Raw genomic sequence first — 15,656 nt, 5'->3', positions numbered from 1 at the left:
TGAGCCAAATAACAGGCTCGACGAGAACAAAGAGGCAGATCCTTGACAGATAAAATACGCACTCGCAGTAAAAGCGAACTCAAGCGAGACAGTATTCTCAAAGCGGCGGTACGCTGTTTTAGTGAAAACGGTTTTGTTCATACCAGTATGGACAGTATTGCTAAACTCGCCGGGGTATCGAAACAAACGGTATACAGTCACTTTGGCAACAAAGACGATTTATTTATGGCATCGGTTGGGAAAAAATGCGAAGAGTTTAAGCAAGCGGCGTTTGCCAGTAGCAAACAAACCGATATCAAAGGCACCTTAACAAACTTTGCCGTCGAGTTTATTCGTTTAATGTTGTCTGATGAAGGCATGTCGGCTCACCGTTTGTGCGTTGCCGAGGCACAAGTTAATCCAAAGGTGTCACAGTTGTTTTATCAAGCCGGGCCTGAATTGGTGATCAAAAGTTTGGCTGAGCTTTTAGACGATATTAATAAACAAGTCAGCCAATGCGGTGGCGTGGGCAAGGCTATTGACGATACGTATCGCGCTGCGATTCAGTTTTTATGCTTGGTAAAAGGAGAGGCAGTCATGCGACGCGAGTACAACACGACATGGCAACCATCAACCAAACAAATCAAAGCCTACATCGACTCATCGGTCGGCTTGTTTTTACGCGGTTATGGTATTGCGAGTTAATCGAATGACTAATGTTGAATATATTTGACGATTATCTCTTGTATTGCAGGCTTTAATCGGTTTAGTCTTAGTGACAACGATTTTTAAAATGAAATACAAGGCAACATTTGGAGAGTAGTAAAATGAGCCAGTCAAATATTCAACCACTAAACAATACCGTTCACGCAAATACTAAAATCAAAGCAACCAAAAACTTCGCTCATGTTAAAGACCAGCATATGGTGCCAGTTGTTGTACAGGAGTTTTCAAGTGCCGGAGCTGAGTTTCCTGTGGTTTTTGTTAAAAACTCAGATAATAATGATTTTCAGCCAGTTGTTCTGTTTGGTCTTAAGCCAGGGGAAAACTTATACGCCAACGATGATACATGGCAGGCGAGCTACGTTCCGAGCGTATTGACTAACTTTCCATTTGCCTTAGTGCCGCACCGAGACGATAGCGAAAAGCTGATGGTGTTGATCGCTACCGACAACAACACCGTTAACGAGCAAGAAGGTCAGCCGTTATTTAACGACGATGGTCAAGAAACCGAATACATGAGTAAGCGCAAAGAGGCTTTAGTGCGTTTTTACGAGCATTCACATATGACCAAAGCATTCACCAAAGAACTAGTTGAGCGCGATTTATTGGTAGCGCAAAACCTAAACGTTGATGTTAACGGTGAAAAGATTCAAATTAACGGTTTGTACATTGTTAATGAGAAAAAGTTAAATGAAATGGCTGATGAGGAATTCGTAACCTTGCGTCAGCGCGGTATGCTAGGACCGATTTATTCACACTTAACATCTGTGCATCAAATCCGTCGATTAGCGCAGAAAAAGGCGGCTCTAGCCGTAGCATAAGCAAGTAATCAAGCTTATAACCGAACACTAAACTTTTTGATAATCAAGAAACGACAAAGGAGTTGAGCACGCGCTTGCTCCTTTTTTTGTCTTTGTGGCGAGGAAAACAATATGACTGCCAAGCAACAGTTATTCGTAGGTATCGATGGTGGCGGAACCAAGTGCAAAGCTATCGTTGTTAACAACCACGGGCAAATACTGGGGCATGGCGTCGCTGGTCCAGCCAATGCATTTCAGCATTTAACATTAGCCCAACAGTCAATTATAGATGCCACTGTGCTGGCGCTTGATGATGCCGGCTTATCGCATATGTCGTTGACAAGTTTGGTCGTCGGAGCGGGGCTTGCCGGAGTAAATATCGATGCCAGTCGCCAAGCGATGCTCAACTGGCAACATCCGTTTGCGCAATTTTATCTGACCACCGATATGGCGATAGCGTGTTTGGGAGCCCATCAAGCAGAGCCCGGTGCAATAATCATTTGTGGTACAGGGTCTGCTGGTTATGCCCATAACGGTATACGTGAGCTTCACCTCGGAGGTCACGGGTTTGCCCACGGAGATATATGCTCTGGCGCTTGGTTTGGATTGCGAGCGGTTGAACAGGTACTGCTCAGTAGCGATGGTTTCCAGCCAGCAACGCAGTTGCAACAGTGCTTGTTTGATCAACTAAAGGTGGCCAACATTAATCAACTTATTGCCAAAAGTGCAGGTCAAGGAGCGGGTTTTTATGGCCAATTAGCGAAACAGGTATTTTTTTGCGCCGAGCAAGGCGATCAATTGGCTATGAATATTGTCGAACAAGGTTTGTCGTATTTTTGTCAGATGGTTGATGCTCTTACTGATTTCCAACAAGGCAAGATTGCACTCATCGGTGGTTTAGTACCGTTACTGACACCTCATTTGCCCAACCGAGTCAAAACCGTGCTAAGTCGTCCTCAACGTCCCCCAGAGTACGGTGCTATCTTATTTGCCCAACGCCAATATGTCGACGAAGGCTAAATTCATCATTTGCGGCTGGTGATCGTTGCGGCTGGTGATCAGAGCAAAGGGCATGGTCTCAGCGCATCTCTTAACGCTTTAGTGCTTGGCTACGAGTCGTGGGCTGAGTACTTTTTCGGTGCCAATAGTTAAACTTGGTCAATGTCGCGCACCATCTCGGTAGCTGTCATCATCTGTTGTTTTTACACCGTTTCAACAGCAGACCCTGCTACGCCTACCTCCCGAGATATTAACGTCTTTCTTGAACTATACTAACAAATCATTCCCCGAAGTTTGGCAAACATTTATGAGAATAATCCTTGTTAACGCTATCGTAGGAGCCCTGCTGATACTGTTATTGTCATCGTGTGAACAACCAGCACCGGTTAAAACCGAGGTTGAAGTGGTCGTGCAAGAGGTGAAGCAATACCCGTTTCAGGGCAGTAATGCCTTTGTTGGCCGCTTAGAGGCGATTGGCGATGTTGAAATTATTGCTCGAGTAAAAGCGCCAGTGCAACAAGTACACTTTCAGCAGGGGGCACAGGTTAGCGCAGGGGACTTGCTGTACAGTTTAAATCAAGATGAGTTGCAGGCGCAGTACGATCAAGTGCAAGCGTCGGTGAGTCAAGCCACATCAGCTCTTGCCGTGGCGAAAAAAAACTATGACCGCGGCGTCGAGTTAGCGCCAGATGGTTACATATCGGGCTCAGAGCTCGACCAGCTCGAATCAAACGTGTTAGAGGCAAAGGCACAACTTGAAGCCGCTCAAGCAAAGCTTAAAAATGCGCAAGTCAATTTAGATTACACTCGCATACACGCTCCAATTACCGGAATTATTGATCGTTCTCGTTTTACCGAAGGCGATTTAGTTGGCCCAGATGTCGGTCTGTTAACCTCTATTGTTGCCAGTGATGCGATGGAGGTACCTTTTCAAGTCAGTGAAAAAGCATACTGGGACATGGTGCGCAAACTGCAAAAAGGAGAAATGGACGACAGTGTGCGCAAGCCGATCGTTGAAATTGCATTTTCCGAAAACGATATTTATGAACACCAAGGCACGATTAATTTTATTTCAAACCGCGTTAACCCAGACACTGGTTCAATGGAAGTACGGGCGTTAGTGCCTAACCCAGATGGTGTACTCAAACCCGGTCAATACGTCACCGTCAACGTTACACTCCCCGTCCCGGTGGACGTGATCATGGTTGCTCAAACTGCAGTGCAATCAGATCAGCAGGGGGATTATGTACTTACCGTAGACACTAGCAATACAGTACAGCGCAAAAATATCTACCTAGATCGCCGTGTTGATACATTAGTTATCGTCGAGTCGGGCCTTGATGTAGGTGAACGAGTGATTATTCGCGGTGTTCAAAAAGTGCGCGACGGCATGACCGTCAAGGCTATCTCTGCTGATGAAGATGAACAGCAACCCCCTTCAGCATCCGTGATTAAAAAGTAAGGGCGATTATGTTTAGCAAGACCTTTATTCAACGTCCTAAACTGGCTCTGGTTATTGCGGTCGTGTTGACGTTGTGTGGCATTATCGCAGGTATCAACTTGCCCGTCTCAGAATACCCCAATGTCGCACCGCCACAAGTGGTGGTCAGTGCCAACTACACAGGTGCATCCTCAAACGTTGTCAAACAAGCTATCGCACAACCGATTGAAGAAGCGGTCAATGGTGTTGAAGGGATGATTTACATGCAATCAAAAAGCGCCAATGACGGTAGTTATCGACTGACGGTGACCTTTGCCACAGGCACCGACGCAGATATGGCGCAAGTTAGGGTGCAAAATCTGGTAGCAATGGCGGAGCCAAAACTTCCTCAAGACGTCCGTCTAACAGGAGTTTCAGTAAAGAAACAATCACCAGACATGCTGTTTTTGGTTAACTTGTATGCACAAAACGATGAGTTTGACCGCGCGTTTATTTCTAACTATGTAAAAATTAACCTACTCAGTGCAATGAAACGGGTTGATGGAATATCCGAAGCGATGATTTTGGGCGAAGCGGCTTATTCGATGCGCATTTGGTTAGACCCGCTGAAGATGGCCGCCTTAAAAGTGACCCCAAGTGATATAAAAGCAGCGTTAAATGAACAAAATGTGCAGGTAGCCGCTGGTAAGGTGGGCGCCCCACCGTCAGATAACAACGTTAAAACAACGTATACGCTTACCGTTAAGGGCAAACTCAGTGAGGTGAGCGATTACGAGAACATCATCTTGCGCGCTGAAAATGACGGAGCCTTGGTCACGTTAAAAGACGTCGCAGATATCGAACTAGGTCAAGCAGACTACAACATCTATACCGCAGTCGATGGGCACCCCGCAAGCACGGTTGCCTTATACCTTCTACCAGGGGCAAATGCCCTTGAAACAGGCAGTAATGTTAAGCAGATGATGGCGCAAATGGCACAGACGTTTCCTCAAGGGCTTGATTACTCTATTGGTTACGACACCACGCGCTATGTGTCAACGTCGATCAGTAAAGTGGTGATATCTCTTGTCCAAGCCATTGCGCTCGTAATTATTATCACCTTCATTTTTTTGGGGAGTGCGCGAGCGGCGCTGATTCCTTCGATTGCTATTCCCGTTTCGCTTATTGCGACATTAGCGGTCATGCTTGTGGTTGGAATGACCATCAATACCGTTACCTTGTTCGGGTTGATTTTAGCCATAGGGGTGGTCGTCGACGACGCCATTTTGGTGGTGGAAAATACCGAACGTCACTTAGATGAAGGCGGCGAGGCGATGACCCCAGAGTTGGCGGTTACTCGTACTATGGAAGAGGTATCGGGGCCAATTGTGGCTACCACATTAGTGTTGTTGGCGGTTTTTGTTCCGGTGGCGATGCTACCGGGGTTGACCGGTATTATGTATCGCCAGTTTGCACTGACCATTTGTGTAGCGGTACTTTTTAGTTCGTTAAACGCACTGACATTATCACCAGCGCTGTGTAAGTTACTGTTAAAGCGCAGTGAAAATTCGGCGAGTTGGTATCAAAAATTCAATCGCCTTTTTGATCGGATACGAGATAGGTATGGCAAAGGCGTTGCGTTTTTTATTCGCAAAACCTTGCTCGTGAGTGTGTTGATGGCGATAACGTTTGCATTGTTGGGGTGGAGTTTCTTAAAAACACCTACCGGTTTTGTGCCGGCCGAGGACAAAGGGGTGTTTATTGTCAGTGTACAATTGCCCGATGCGAGCTCTCTTAAACGCACCCAAGAAGTGCTCGATAAGCTAACCAAGCAAATACAGCAAGATTCACGTGTCGAAAGTATTACCTACGCCGCTGGGTACAGTATTTTATCCGGTGCTGCGCAAAATAATGCCGGCTCAATGTTCATCGTATTAAAACATTGGGATGAGCGGGTTGAACGCCAAGATATCGTATTTGCGATCACCCAAAAAGTAAATTACTTGGCTTTTATGGAAGTGCCAGAGGCCCAGGTGTTTGCTATACCACCACCAGCGGTACCCGGTATGGGGGCGGTTGGCGGTTTAGAGTTTATTTTACAAGATAAACTTGGCGCATCGGATAGTGAATTATCTCAAGTGCTTAATACCTTTGTCGTTGAGGCAAATCAGCATCCTGCACTAACCAATGTGTACAGCACCTTTCGCGCCAATGTGCCTCAGTATTTGGTAGATGTTGACCGAGTCAAAGCCAAAACATTAGGCATTCCATTGAGTGAAGTCTTTACGACACTGCAATCGCAATTGGGCTCAATGTACATCAATGATTTTTATAAATTTGGCCAAACTTATAAAGTGATCATGCAAGCCAAGTCTGCAAGTCGGGCGGAAATTTTTGACATCGGTAACCTCTACGTGAGAAATGCGAGTGGGCAAATGATTTCCTTGTCGACCATTGCCGATATCGACAGTGTCCACGGACCCGATATCAGTGAGCGTTATAATCAATTTAGCTCGCTAAGCATTCGCGCCTCAACCGCGCCCGGATATAGCTCCGGCGACGGTATCGCGGCAATGGAGCAAATCGCCAATCAAATATTGCCGCAAAACTTTCAATATGAGTGGACCGGCATGACCTACCAAGAAATCGAAGCGGGCAATATGGCAATTTATGCGTATTCCCTAGCTTTGGTGTTTATTTATCTATTTTTGGTTGGTCAGTATGAGAGTTGGTCAATACCCGTGGCCATTATTTTAGTCGTCCCAGTTGCGGTTTTTGGGGCATTAGTCAGTCTTAATGCAACGGGGATATCGCTAAACCTGTTTGCCCAAATAGGCTTGATCTTGCTAATTGGCATGGCGGCTAAAAATGCAATCCTTATCGTTGAATTTGCAAAGAACTTAAGGGAACAGGGCGAGAGGATTAGTGACGCTGGCTATCAAGCGGCAATACTAAGGTTTCGAGCGGTATGTATGACAGGAGTGTCTTTTATCGTCGGTATTATTCCGTTAGTTGTCGCAACAGGGGCAGGTATGTTTAGTCAAAAATCGTTGGGTATTACTATTTTTGGTGGTATGACGATGGCGCTAGTGATCGGGACGTTGCTTATTCCCGTGTGTTACGTGATTGTGCAAACTATTCGCGAACGATTAAAAGCCAGTTGACCGCAGCTACTGGTTTGTATGTACCTGGTTAGGTGTATTCATCGATACTGGTTATTTTCGGTGCGCCATTAACGACATCAATAATACCTTCCATCCACACGTATTTATTCAGCGTTTTGGAACGGTAGCGAATCACTATTTTTGCCGACGACGAACCGATAAGCTCTGACGATAACAGGGCGACATCTGTGCCTACTCGCACTTTGCTGCGATGCCCTTGTTGCAGGTAATCAACATACTCTTGACGAGAGTATTGCAGTACCATGCCGTAACCATTTGAGCCTTGACTGACGGTTACTTGCACGTTTTTGGCCATAACATTTTTTAATAAATCGGGATTTTCAGTGCGGTGATATTCGATAAATTGCTGAGCTATGTGATTGATACTGTCATGACTTAATTTGGGCGCAGCTACACTGAGCGATATGGGATTGAGTAACACGCTGATCAGTAGGATTATCTTTTTCATAGCTCGTTTTAAAAATGTTATACGTGATGCCGTTAAAATGACGGCAGTGCCCAGCCTTTAATAGAGAGGTGTATCACCGGCGATATTTACCAGTTTAAATAAGCGCCACACCACTTTTTTCCATGCCGACAGATCCGAGTTGTTATTTTATTGTACAACTAACTTACCAAATTTTTCCATAATTAACATGCAGATATTTCATTTTTTTGCACATTGCTAGCAACTTTAAACACCACCGCGACATCGCTCATTTTAATTACCCCTTTGTATATTTGTAAAAGTTAACTGGTTTGATTCTTTTTTACTCAAAAAGGTGTTACAAATAATACACGACATGTTGGTTTTTGTTCGAATTAAACGTTATAAGGTTTTGTTATATCGCCATTTATTGATTAGTTATCAAATGCGAATAGTAGGATCTATGCACTGTAATTACAGTGTTCGCATTGGAGGCAAAAGCTTGTTACCGATGCTCGCAAGGATAACTCAAAGACTGTATGCATGTTGTTTGTACGAATAATAACAACGTAACCTGATAACAGGTGAACAAAGAAAAGGTTGATGATATGCAAATAGGCATTGTAAAGGAGTCGCTCAACGGTGAAAACCGAGTGTCAGCATCTCCTGCGTCGATTCAAAGTTTAATAAAGTTAGGTTTCGATGTGATAGTCGAAGCGGCAGCAGGGGATAAGGCCAGCTTTAACGATGATGCGTACCAGCAAGCGGGAGCAGTGATCAGCGACCGAGACTCAGCGTGGCAGGCGGATATTGTGCTTAAGGTCAATCAACCAACCATGGATGAGGTTGACCTACTCAAAGATGGCGCTAATTTGATTAGCTTTATTGCACCAGCACAAAACGATGCACTGTTAGAGGCGTTAAAGCAAAAAAATATTAATACTTTGGCAATGGAAATGGTGCCGCGAATGACTCGTTCGCAGTCGATGGATGCGTTGAGTTCAATGGCGAACATTGCCGGTTACCGAGCTGTCGTTGAAGCAACCCATCACTTTGGTCGTTTTTTAACAGGGCAAATTACGGCTGCCGGTAAAATTCCTCCTGCTAAAGTGTTGATTATCGGTGCAGGCGTCGCTGGTCTTGCCGCCATAGGGACAGCGGGAAGTTTAGGCGCCATCGTTCGCGCGTTTGATACCCGTCCAGAAGTTAAAGAGCAAATAGAGAGTATGGGGGCGCAATTTTTAGAGCTCGATTTTGAAGAAGAAGCCGGCTCAGGTGACGGCTATGCCAAAGAAATGAGTCAAGCCTTTATCGATGCTGAAATGGCCTTGTTTCGAGAGCAAGCCAAAGATGTCGATATCATTATTACTACCGCAATGATCCCCGGTAAACCCGCACCCAAATTAATCTTAGAAGATATGGTGGGTTTAATGAAACCCGGATCTGTTATTGTTGACTTAGCAGCGCCTGGCGGCGGAAATTGTGAGCTTACCAAAGCCGGCGAAGTTACTGAGGTCAATCAAGTAAAAATAATTGGCTATACCGATTTAGTCTCTCGCTTACCAAACCAAGCAAGTCAGTTGTATGCCAACAATTTAGTCAACTTACTCAAGTTATTGTGTAAGGAAAAAAATGGTCAAATCGACATTGATTTCAACGACCAAGTGATTCGCAATATGACGGTGGTAAAAGATGGCAAAGTCACGTTCCCGCCACCGCCAATCAAAGTATCAGCCACACCAACTCAGCCCAAAAAAGTACAGGTAAGTGATCAACAAGCGCCACCTGAAGTAAAAAAATCAGGAGCGTTAAAATATATCTCAATGGTCTTAGCCGCGCTTGCTTTTGTTTGGATAGCCAGCGTTGCACCTAGTGAATTTTTGTCTCACTTTACCGTTTTTGTATTGGCCTGTGTGGTTGGTTATCACTTGGTGTGGAATGTTACCCACGCTCTACATACCCCTCTTATGAGCGTAACTAATGCCATATCAGGGATTATTATTGTTGGCGCTTTATTACAGGTAGGCAGCGATAATGCGGTGGTGCAAATATTGGCAGGCGTTGCAGTATTAATTGCATCTATCAATATAGCTGGCGGTTTTTTGGTGACAAAAAGAATGTTAAAGATGTTCCGTAAAGAGGTGAATGACAATGACTGAAGGGATGATTAGCGCAGCATACGTCATTGCCGCGGTGTTATTTATTTTATCGCTTGCCGGTTTAAGCAAGCAAGAAACCGCGCAAGCGGGCAATTGGTATGGCATTATTGGTATGACAATCGCATTGATTGCGACCATTGCCAGCCCCAGCGTTGGCGCAGTTGGTATTATTGTCGCGTGTATGGCGCTAGGTGGCATTGTTGGACTCATTCTAGCCAAACGAGTCGAAATGACAGAGATGCCAGAATTAGTGGCTATCTTGCATAGTTTTGTCGGTTTAGCCGCGGTATTTGTTGGCTTCAACAGTTATTTAGCGCACGACCCAACGATAACCGGCAGTGCGTTGACTATTCACAATGTCGAAATTTTCTTAGGTGTATTTATTGGCGCGGTGACGTTTACCGGTTCGGTGGTCGCTTTTGCCAAATTGCGAGGGTTGGTTAACAGCGCAGCACTAATGCTGCCACATCGGCATAAGCTCAACTTAATTATGGTGTTGGTGTCGGTCTATTTAATGGTGCAATTTGTAGCGGCAGGTGGCGTGCTCATGCCCTTAATGATTATGACTTTAATCGCCTTCGTCTTTGGTTATCACTTAGTTGCATCAATAGGCGGCGCTGATATGCCGGTGGTCGTGTCTATGTTGAACTCATACTCTGGATGGGCTGCCGCATCTGCTGGTTTTATGTTGGGCAACGATTTACTTATTATCACCGGTGCCTTAGTCGGTAGCTCGGGTGCTATTTTATCGTACATTATGTGTAAAGCGATGAACCGCTCATTTGTTAGTGTGATCGCTGGTGGTTTTGGCAATGACACCCAGGCCGCAAGTGATGTTGATTATGGCGAACATCGCGAAATTAGTGCCGAGGCGACGGCTGAATTATTAGCTGACGCTAAGTCGGTTATTATTACCCCAGGTTACGGCATGGCAGTGGCGCAAGCTCAATATCCAGTGTATGAGTTAACGCGAGCGCTGCAGAAAAAAGGGGTGCAAGTGCGCTTTGCCATTCATCCGGTGGCTGGCCGTTTACCGGGACATATGAACGTGCTGTTAGCCGAAGCAAAAGTGCCTTATGACATTGTACTTGGTATGGAAGAAATCAACGAAGATTTCGCCGATACCGATGTCGTGTTAGTCATTGGTGCCAATGACACCGTAAATCCAGCCGCAAGCGAAGATCCAAGTAGCCCAATTGCTGGTATGCCGGTATGTGAGGTTTGGCATGCAAAACAAGTGGTGGTGTTTAAGCGTTCAATGAATACCGGCTATGCCGGTGTGCAAAACCCTTTGTTTTTTAAAGATAATACCGATATGTTATTCGGTGATGCAAAAGACAGCGTTGAGCAAATTATTAAAGCGCTCTAATGAATTGACAACCACATGTCACAGCGCCTCGATTGGAGTGTCCAGTTGAGGCGTTTTTCTCTGGCATTGGCAATCTGTGTCAGTTTATAATTGTTTTTATTTCCAGACCCTTACTTATTTTGGCATCGATATCTGCGGCTAACACGATAGCAACCCAATACAACTTTACTAATCGCATTGGTATCTTTGATTCTGGCGTGGGGGGCTTGTCTATTTATCAAGGAATTACACAGCGCCTCGCCAATGAGCGGCTTGTTTATATTGGCGACAATGCGCATGCCCCATATGGTGAAAAGTCACTGGATTATATTTTACAGCGCTGTCGAGTTATTTGTCGCTTTATGCAACAACAAGGTGCAAAGGCTATCGTCGTCGCCTGTAATACGGCAACGGTGTCGGTGATTAGCCGCTTACGCGACGAGTTTGAGTTACCGATTATCGGTGTTGAGCCAGCGGTAAAGCCAGCGGCATTAGCCAGCAAAACGGGACACGTCGGCGTATTTGCAACGCGCGCTACACTAGCGAGCCCAAGCTTTAATAACTTAATGTCGAAGTACAAACAGCAAGTTGACTTTCACACAGTTGCTTGCCGAGGTTTGGTCGAAGCCATTGAAACACTCCCACACAATAGCGAGCAACTTAATCACCTGTTAGCCGGTTTTGTCAGCCAAGTCACCGAGTGTAACATTGACGGCTTGGTACTCGGTTGTACCCATTATCCCTTTGTTAGACAACAAATTTCTCGGTTATTGCCGGCAGGCGTCGATATTTTTGATACGTCTGAGGCCGTGGCCCGTCAAGTAGAAACTCGCTTGTTGCAATCTGGTCTTGTTGACGAGCAAAGCCATGATGATGAGGACGTTTTTTTGACCACCGGCCAAGAAGGTGTTGTTGCGCCGCTTTTTTCTGCCTTACTCAATAAATCGACTAAAGTTAAACACATAGATATTTAATCAATAATTAGGCTTAACATCCATGAAAATAGATAAAAATACGGTAGTACAATTTCACTACGTGCTAAAGGACGACAAAGGCAACACGGTTGAAGACTCTCGGGCAAGCGACCCGATAGCGATTCTAGTTGGTCATAGCAATATGATTGTCGGCGTTGAAAACGCGCTGATGGGTAAGCAAAAAGGCGACAGTTTCAGCGTAACAGTTGCACCGCAAGACGGCTACGGTGAATACGTTGCAGGCGCAGAGCAACGCGTGCCGGTTAAACACTTACAAGGTGCGAGTAAGTGGAAGCCAGGCATGGTTGCCATCGTTAATACCGATCAGGGGCAACGCCAAGTAACGGTTGTTAAAGTGGGCCGCTTTATGATCACTGTGGATACCAATCACCCATTTGCTGGTAAAACCTTAGAATTCGACATTGACGTCATCGATGTACGCGAGGCCGAAGAAAGTGAAATCAGTCACGGTCATGCTCATGGAGTTGGTGGTCACCAACACTAGTGCCTTCGGTATAGAACACCTTTTTACCTTTTTCCTCTTTATCTCAAACGAGATCTTATAAAGGTCTCGTTGTTATTTATCTCACCACTTGCTACTCTTCGCATTTATAAAAATAAATCCAGTCGGATATGAGTGATGTAGTCACGCTAACAAATAAGGTCGGTTAGCGATATGTTGTCTTATCACATTGTTTGATCTGCTATGACCGGCAAACCGTCATTTACCACGCGATGGCTTATTGATATTCAAGTGCTCTATCTGTGTGTAGGGCTAGCGAATAAAAGCTTTACTTTGCTAGTGTAGAATGGCGCGGATGAGCTTCTGGCAGCGACAATTGATGCAATCTATTGATACATATCATTCGATAATCAACGGCTGATTATCGGGTTCATATATTTACTCAACAAATTTGTGCAGTTTCCATCAAAGCTGTTCAATTATCAACTAGACTTTAGCAAAGCAGTGCTCGTTATATAAAAGACAAATTATTGTTTTCTATTGATTATTTTTTTGATACTTTCCCGGCTGTTAACAAAAGGAAACCAAATGAAAATTGCCATTCTATCCAGAAATGAAAATTTATATTCAACTCGCCGACTAAAAGAAGCGGGATTAGAACGAGGTCACGAGGTGGATGTAATCGACACACTTCATTGCTATATGGATATCACCAGTAGCCGACCGACTGTGCGTTATCACGGCCAAGAACTGCCATTGTACGACGCCATCATTCCGCGTATTGGTGCTTCAATTACCTTTTACGGCACCGCCGTTGCGCGTCAATTTGAAATGATGGGCACGTTTAATGTTAATGAATCGGTGGCGATCAGTCGTTCACGTGACAAACTGCGTTCATTACAGCTATTATCGCGAAAGGGCATCGGTCTGCCACGAACGGGGTTTGCTTGTAAACCAGATAAAATCAAAGATTTAATTAAAAACGTTGGTGGTGCGCCGGTGGTTATTAAGCTACTTGAAGGGACGCAAGGCATTGGCGTGGTATTGGCGGATACCAATAAAGCAGCGGAGAGTATTATCGAAGCCTTTATGGGCTTAAAAGCGAATATTTTGGTGCAAGAATTTGTTAAAGAGGCAGGTGGTGCTGATATTCGTTGTCTCGTTGTTGGCGGTAGAGTGGTGGCAGCAATGAAACGACAAGGTGCAGAAGGTGAATTTCGCTCCAATTTGCATCGCGGCGGTAGCGCTGAAATTATTAAATTAACCAAACAAGAGCGAGAAACAGCGGTAAATGCCGCTAAGGTCATGGGCTTAAACTTTTGTGGTGTTGACTTACTTCGCTCGAACAGCGGTCCCATGGTAATGGAGGTAAATTCATCTCCTGGGCTAGAAGGTATTGAAACCGCAACTGGGTTTGATGTTGCCAGTAAGCTTATTGAATTTATTGAAAAAAATGCTAAGTTCAATGCAAATAAAACAAAGGGCAAAGGTTAGTCGCATAACCGATTGTGGCAGGTGGCCAGATGAAAGCGTTAAAAATTGGTGAACACACTATTTTACCGGGTGAGACAAAAAAAATTGAACTGCCGGTAGCGAAGTTGTATACCGATGCTGATGTGCACTTACCCGTATACATCGTTAGGGGGAGAAGAGATGGACCAACTATGTTTGTCAGTGCGGCGGTGCACGGTGACGAGCTTAATGGTATTGAAATTATTCGCCGATTGATTAATTTAAAAGGCTTTAAAATTACTGCGGGAACCTTGATCGCTGTTCCTATGGTCAATGTTTACGGTGTGGTTAACTTAAGCCGTTATATGCCCGATAGACGCGATTTAAATCGCTGTTTTCCCGGCTCTGCGAAAGGATCGTTAGCGGGACGTGTTGCCAATATTTTTCTCACCGAAATTGTCCAACATTGCGACTACGGCATCGATTTACACACCGGCGCTATTCATCGCTCTAATCTGCCACAAATACGAGCCGATCTGAGTGATGATGAAACTCTGGAACTGGCCAAGGAATTTGGCGTACCAGTTATTTTAAATTCAAATGTATTAGACGGCTCACTACGCCAATCTGCGGTTGCTAATGATACTCGAGTATTGCTGTACGAGGCTGGAGAAGCGTTACGCCTTGATGAGTTTTCTATCCGTGCTGGTATTCGCGGTGTGGTCAATGTATTACGTCATTTAAAAATGATGCCCAAACGGCGGGTTCGAAAAAAAGCGGTTAATTATTTTATTGCCAATAACAGCGGTTGGGTGAGGGCAAGCGCAAGCGGTATTGTCTCACATCATTTTAAGTTAGGTGATCAGGTTAAAAAAGGACAAATTCTCGCTGATATCGGTAGCCCATATGGTGAACCGTTGGGTGAGGTTACCGCTAACAAGGGCGGTGTAATCATAGGCAAGCAAAATATTCCTTTGGTGCAAGAAGGCGAAGCAATGTATCACATTGCCTATTTTAAAGAGGACGATGAAGAGATTGCCGAGCACATTGAATCAATAGAAGAACAATTAGTAGAAAAAATACAAGACAATGAGGCATTACTGTGATGGACAGAATCATTATTGGCCATATCGAAAATATTGATTTACCCGATTTGGGAATACAACAGCTCACCGTTCGCGTTGATTCGGGAGCGCAAACGTCGTCGCTACACGTCGACAATATTGAACGCATCAAAATTGATCAAAAACCGGGGGTGGCTTTTGATTTACACCCTGAAATACACGATGTTGACAAAGTTGTTCGTTGCCAAGCGTTACTTCACGATGTGCGAAAGGTGAAGTCGTCTAATGGCATCAGTGAGCAACGCTATGTGATAAAAACCCCTGCGGTGTTAGGTCAATATCACTGGAATATAGAAATCACCTTAACCGATCGCTCAGATATGACTTACCTGATGCTATTGGGTCGTCAAGCAATAGGCGAGCACTTCTATATCGATGCTGCAAATGCCTTTGTTGCGTCCAATGGTTAACAACACTTTCTAATCCATACTTTGTTCAAAGTAGCGATGTAGACGCCATACGGTATTTACATCGCTAACTTGTCTTACTTGAGATTTAATTTGCTTACCTTTACAGCCTCTTATCGGTTGCGGTAACGCGCGTCTCATCAAGTTTAATAAAATCTTAGATTTTCAATCTAATAGCCTGTGTTATATTGGTTTTTATATCAATTAATAAATGTCA

The 15,656-nt window shown here is 44.7% G+C and carries 13 protein-coding genes; 12 read left to right on the top strand and 1 reads right to left on the bottom strand.

The genetic code is table 11. The features are described from left to right. Positions 1 to 42 precede the first annotated feature (42 nt). The 5 genes from ACAY30_RS10425 to ACAY30_RS10405 all read left to right on the top strand — a co-directional run bounded on the left by ACAY30_RS10425 (position 43) and on the right by ACAY30_RS10405 (position 7,085). Positions 43 to 684: a TetR/AcrR family transcriptional regulator gene (locus ACAY30_RS10425; RefSeq protein WP_290252082.1), complete on the top strand. Its 642-nt coding sequence runs from the start codon at positions 43 to 45 to the stop codon at positions 682 to 684. A gap of 122 nt (positions 685 to 806) precedes the next feature. Further along, on the top strand, positions 807 to 1,523 hold the full coding sequence (locus ACAY30_RS10420; RefSeq protein WP_290252083.1) for a SapC family protein: 717 nt from the start codon (positions 807 to 809) through the stop codon (positions 1,521 to 1,523). Positions 1,524 to 1,634: 111 nt separating this feature from the next. Further along, on the top strand, positions 1,635 to 2,522 hold the full coding sequence (locus ACAY30_RS10415) for a BadF/BadG/BcrA/BcrD ATPase family protein (protein WP_290252084.1): 888 nt from the start codon (positions 1,635 to 1,637) through the stop codon (positions 2,520 to 2,522). 286 nt (positions 2,523 to 2,808) lie between these two features. After that, complete coding sequence (locus ACAY30_RS10410) at positions 2,809 to 3,963, top strand: efflux RND transporter periplasmic adaptor subunit (protein ID WP_290252085.1); 1,155 nt, start codon at positions 2,809 to 2,811, stop codon at positions 3,961 to 3,963. A gap of 8 nt (positions 3,964 to 3,971) precedes the next feature. Further along, positions 3,972 to 7,085, top strand: a complete 3,114-nt coding sequence (locus ACAY30_RS10405) for an efflux RND transporter permease subunit (protein WP_290252086.1) — start codon at positions 3,972 to 3,974, stop codon at positions 7,083 to 7,085. A gap of 28 nt (positions 7,086 to 7,113) precedes the next feature. On the opposite strand, the gene ACAY30_RS10400 is transcribed toward ACAY30_RS10405, so the two are convergent. Next, a complete protein-coding gene (locus tag ACAY30_RS10400) occupies positions 7,114 to 7,554 on the bottom strand; it encodes a hypothetical protein (protein ID WP_290252087.1) in 441 nt (146 codons plus the stop codon). 566 nt (positions 7,555 to 8,120) lie between these two features. Here ACAY30_RS10400 and ACAY30_RS10395 point away from each other — a divergent pair. The 7 genes from ACAY30_RS10395 to ACAY30_RS10365 all read left to right on the top strand — a co-directional run bounded on the left by ACAY30_RS10395 (position 8,121) and on the right by ACAY30_RS10365 (position 15,442). After that, positions 8,121 to 9,671, top strand: coding sequence for a Re/Si-specific NAD(P)(+) transhydrogenase subunit alpha (locus ACAY30_RS10395; RefSeq protein WP_290252088.1), 1,551 nt, complete (start codon positions 8,121 to 8,123; stop codon positions 9,669 to 9,671). Beyond that, complete coding sequence (pntB, locus tag ACAY30_RS10390; RefSeq protein WP_290252125.1) at positions 9,664 to 11,040, top strand: Re/Si-specific NAD(P)(+) transhydrogenase subunit beta; 1,377 nt, start codon at positions 9,664 to 9,666, stop codon at positions 11,038 to 11,040. Before ACAY30_RS10395 ends, pntB begins: the two co-directional genes overlap by 8 nt. A gap of 119 nt (positions 11,041 to 11,159) precedes the next feature. Further along, positions 11,160 to 11,993, top strand: coding sequence for a glutamate racemase (gene murI, locus ACAY30_RS10385; RefSeq protein WP_290252089.1), 834 nt, complete (start codon positions 11,160 to 11,162; stop codon positions 11,991 to 11,993). A 22-nt stretch (positions 11,994 to 12,015) separates the two neighbouring features. Further along, positions 12,016 to 12,498: a peptidylprolyl isomerase gene (locus ACAY30_RS10380; RefSeq protein WP_290252090.1), complete on the top strand. Its 483-nt coding sequence runs from the start codon at positions 12,016 to 12,018 to the stop codon at positions 12,496 to 12,498. A gap of 546 nt (positions 12,499 to 13,044) precedes the next feature. Next, the gene (rimK, locus tag ACAY30_RS10375; RefSeq protein WP_290252091.1) at positions 13,045 to 13,950 is read left to right on the top strand and encodes a 30S ribosomal protein S6--L-glutamate ligase; all 906 of its coding nucleotides are present in this window, start codon (positions 13,045 to 13,047) and stop codon (positions 13,948 to 13,950) included. 29 nt (positions 13,951 to 13,979) lie between these two features. Then, a complete protein-coding gene (locus ACAY30_RS10370; protein ID WP_290252092.1) occupies positions 13,980 to 15,014 on the top strand; it encodes a succinylglutamate desuccinylase/aspartoacylase family protein in 1,035 nt (344 codons plus the stop codon). After that, positions 15,014 to 15,442 carry an ATP-dependent zinc protease gene (locus ACAY30_RS10365; RefSeq protein ID WP_371189884.1) on the top strand — a complete coding sequence of 143 codons (429 nt, stop codon included), beginning with the start codon at positions 15,014 to 15,016 and terminating at the stop codon, positions 15,440 to 15,442. The genes ACAY30_RS10370 and ACAY30_RS10365 overlap by 1 nt, the downstream gene beginning before the upstream one ends. Positions 15,443 to 15,656: the final 214 nt, after the last annotated feature.

Source organism: Thalassotalea ponticola (assembly GCF_041379045.1).
In the GTDB taxonomy this organism is placed as follows: domain Bacteria; phylum Pseudomonadota; class Gammaproteobacteria; order Enterobacterales; family Alteromonadaceae; genus Thalassotalea_A; species Thalassotalea_A ponticola.
Note: the sequence above shows the minus strand (reverse complement) of the source record. Positions and strands in the feature narration are given on the sequence as shown.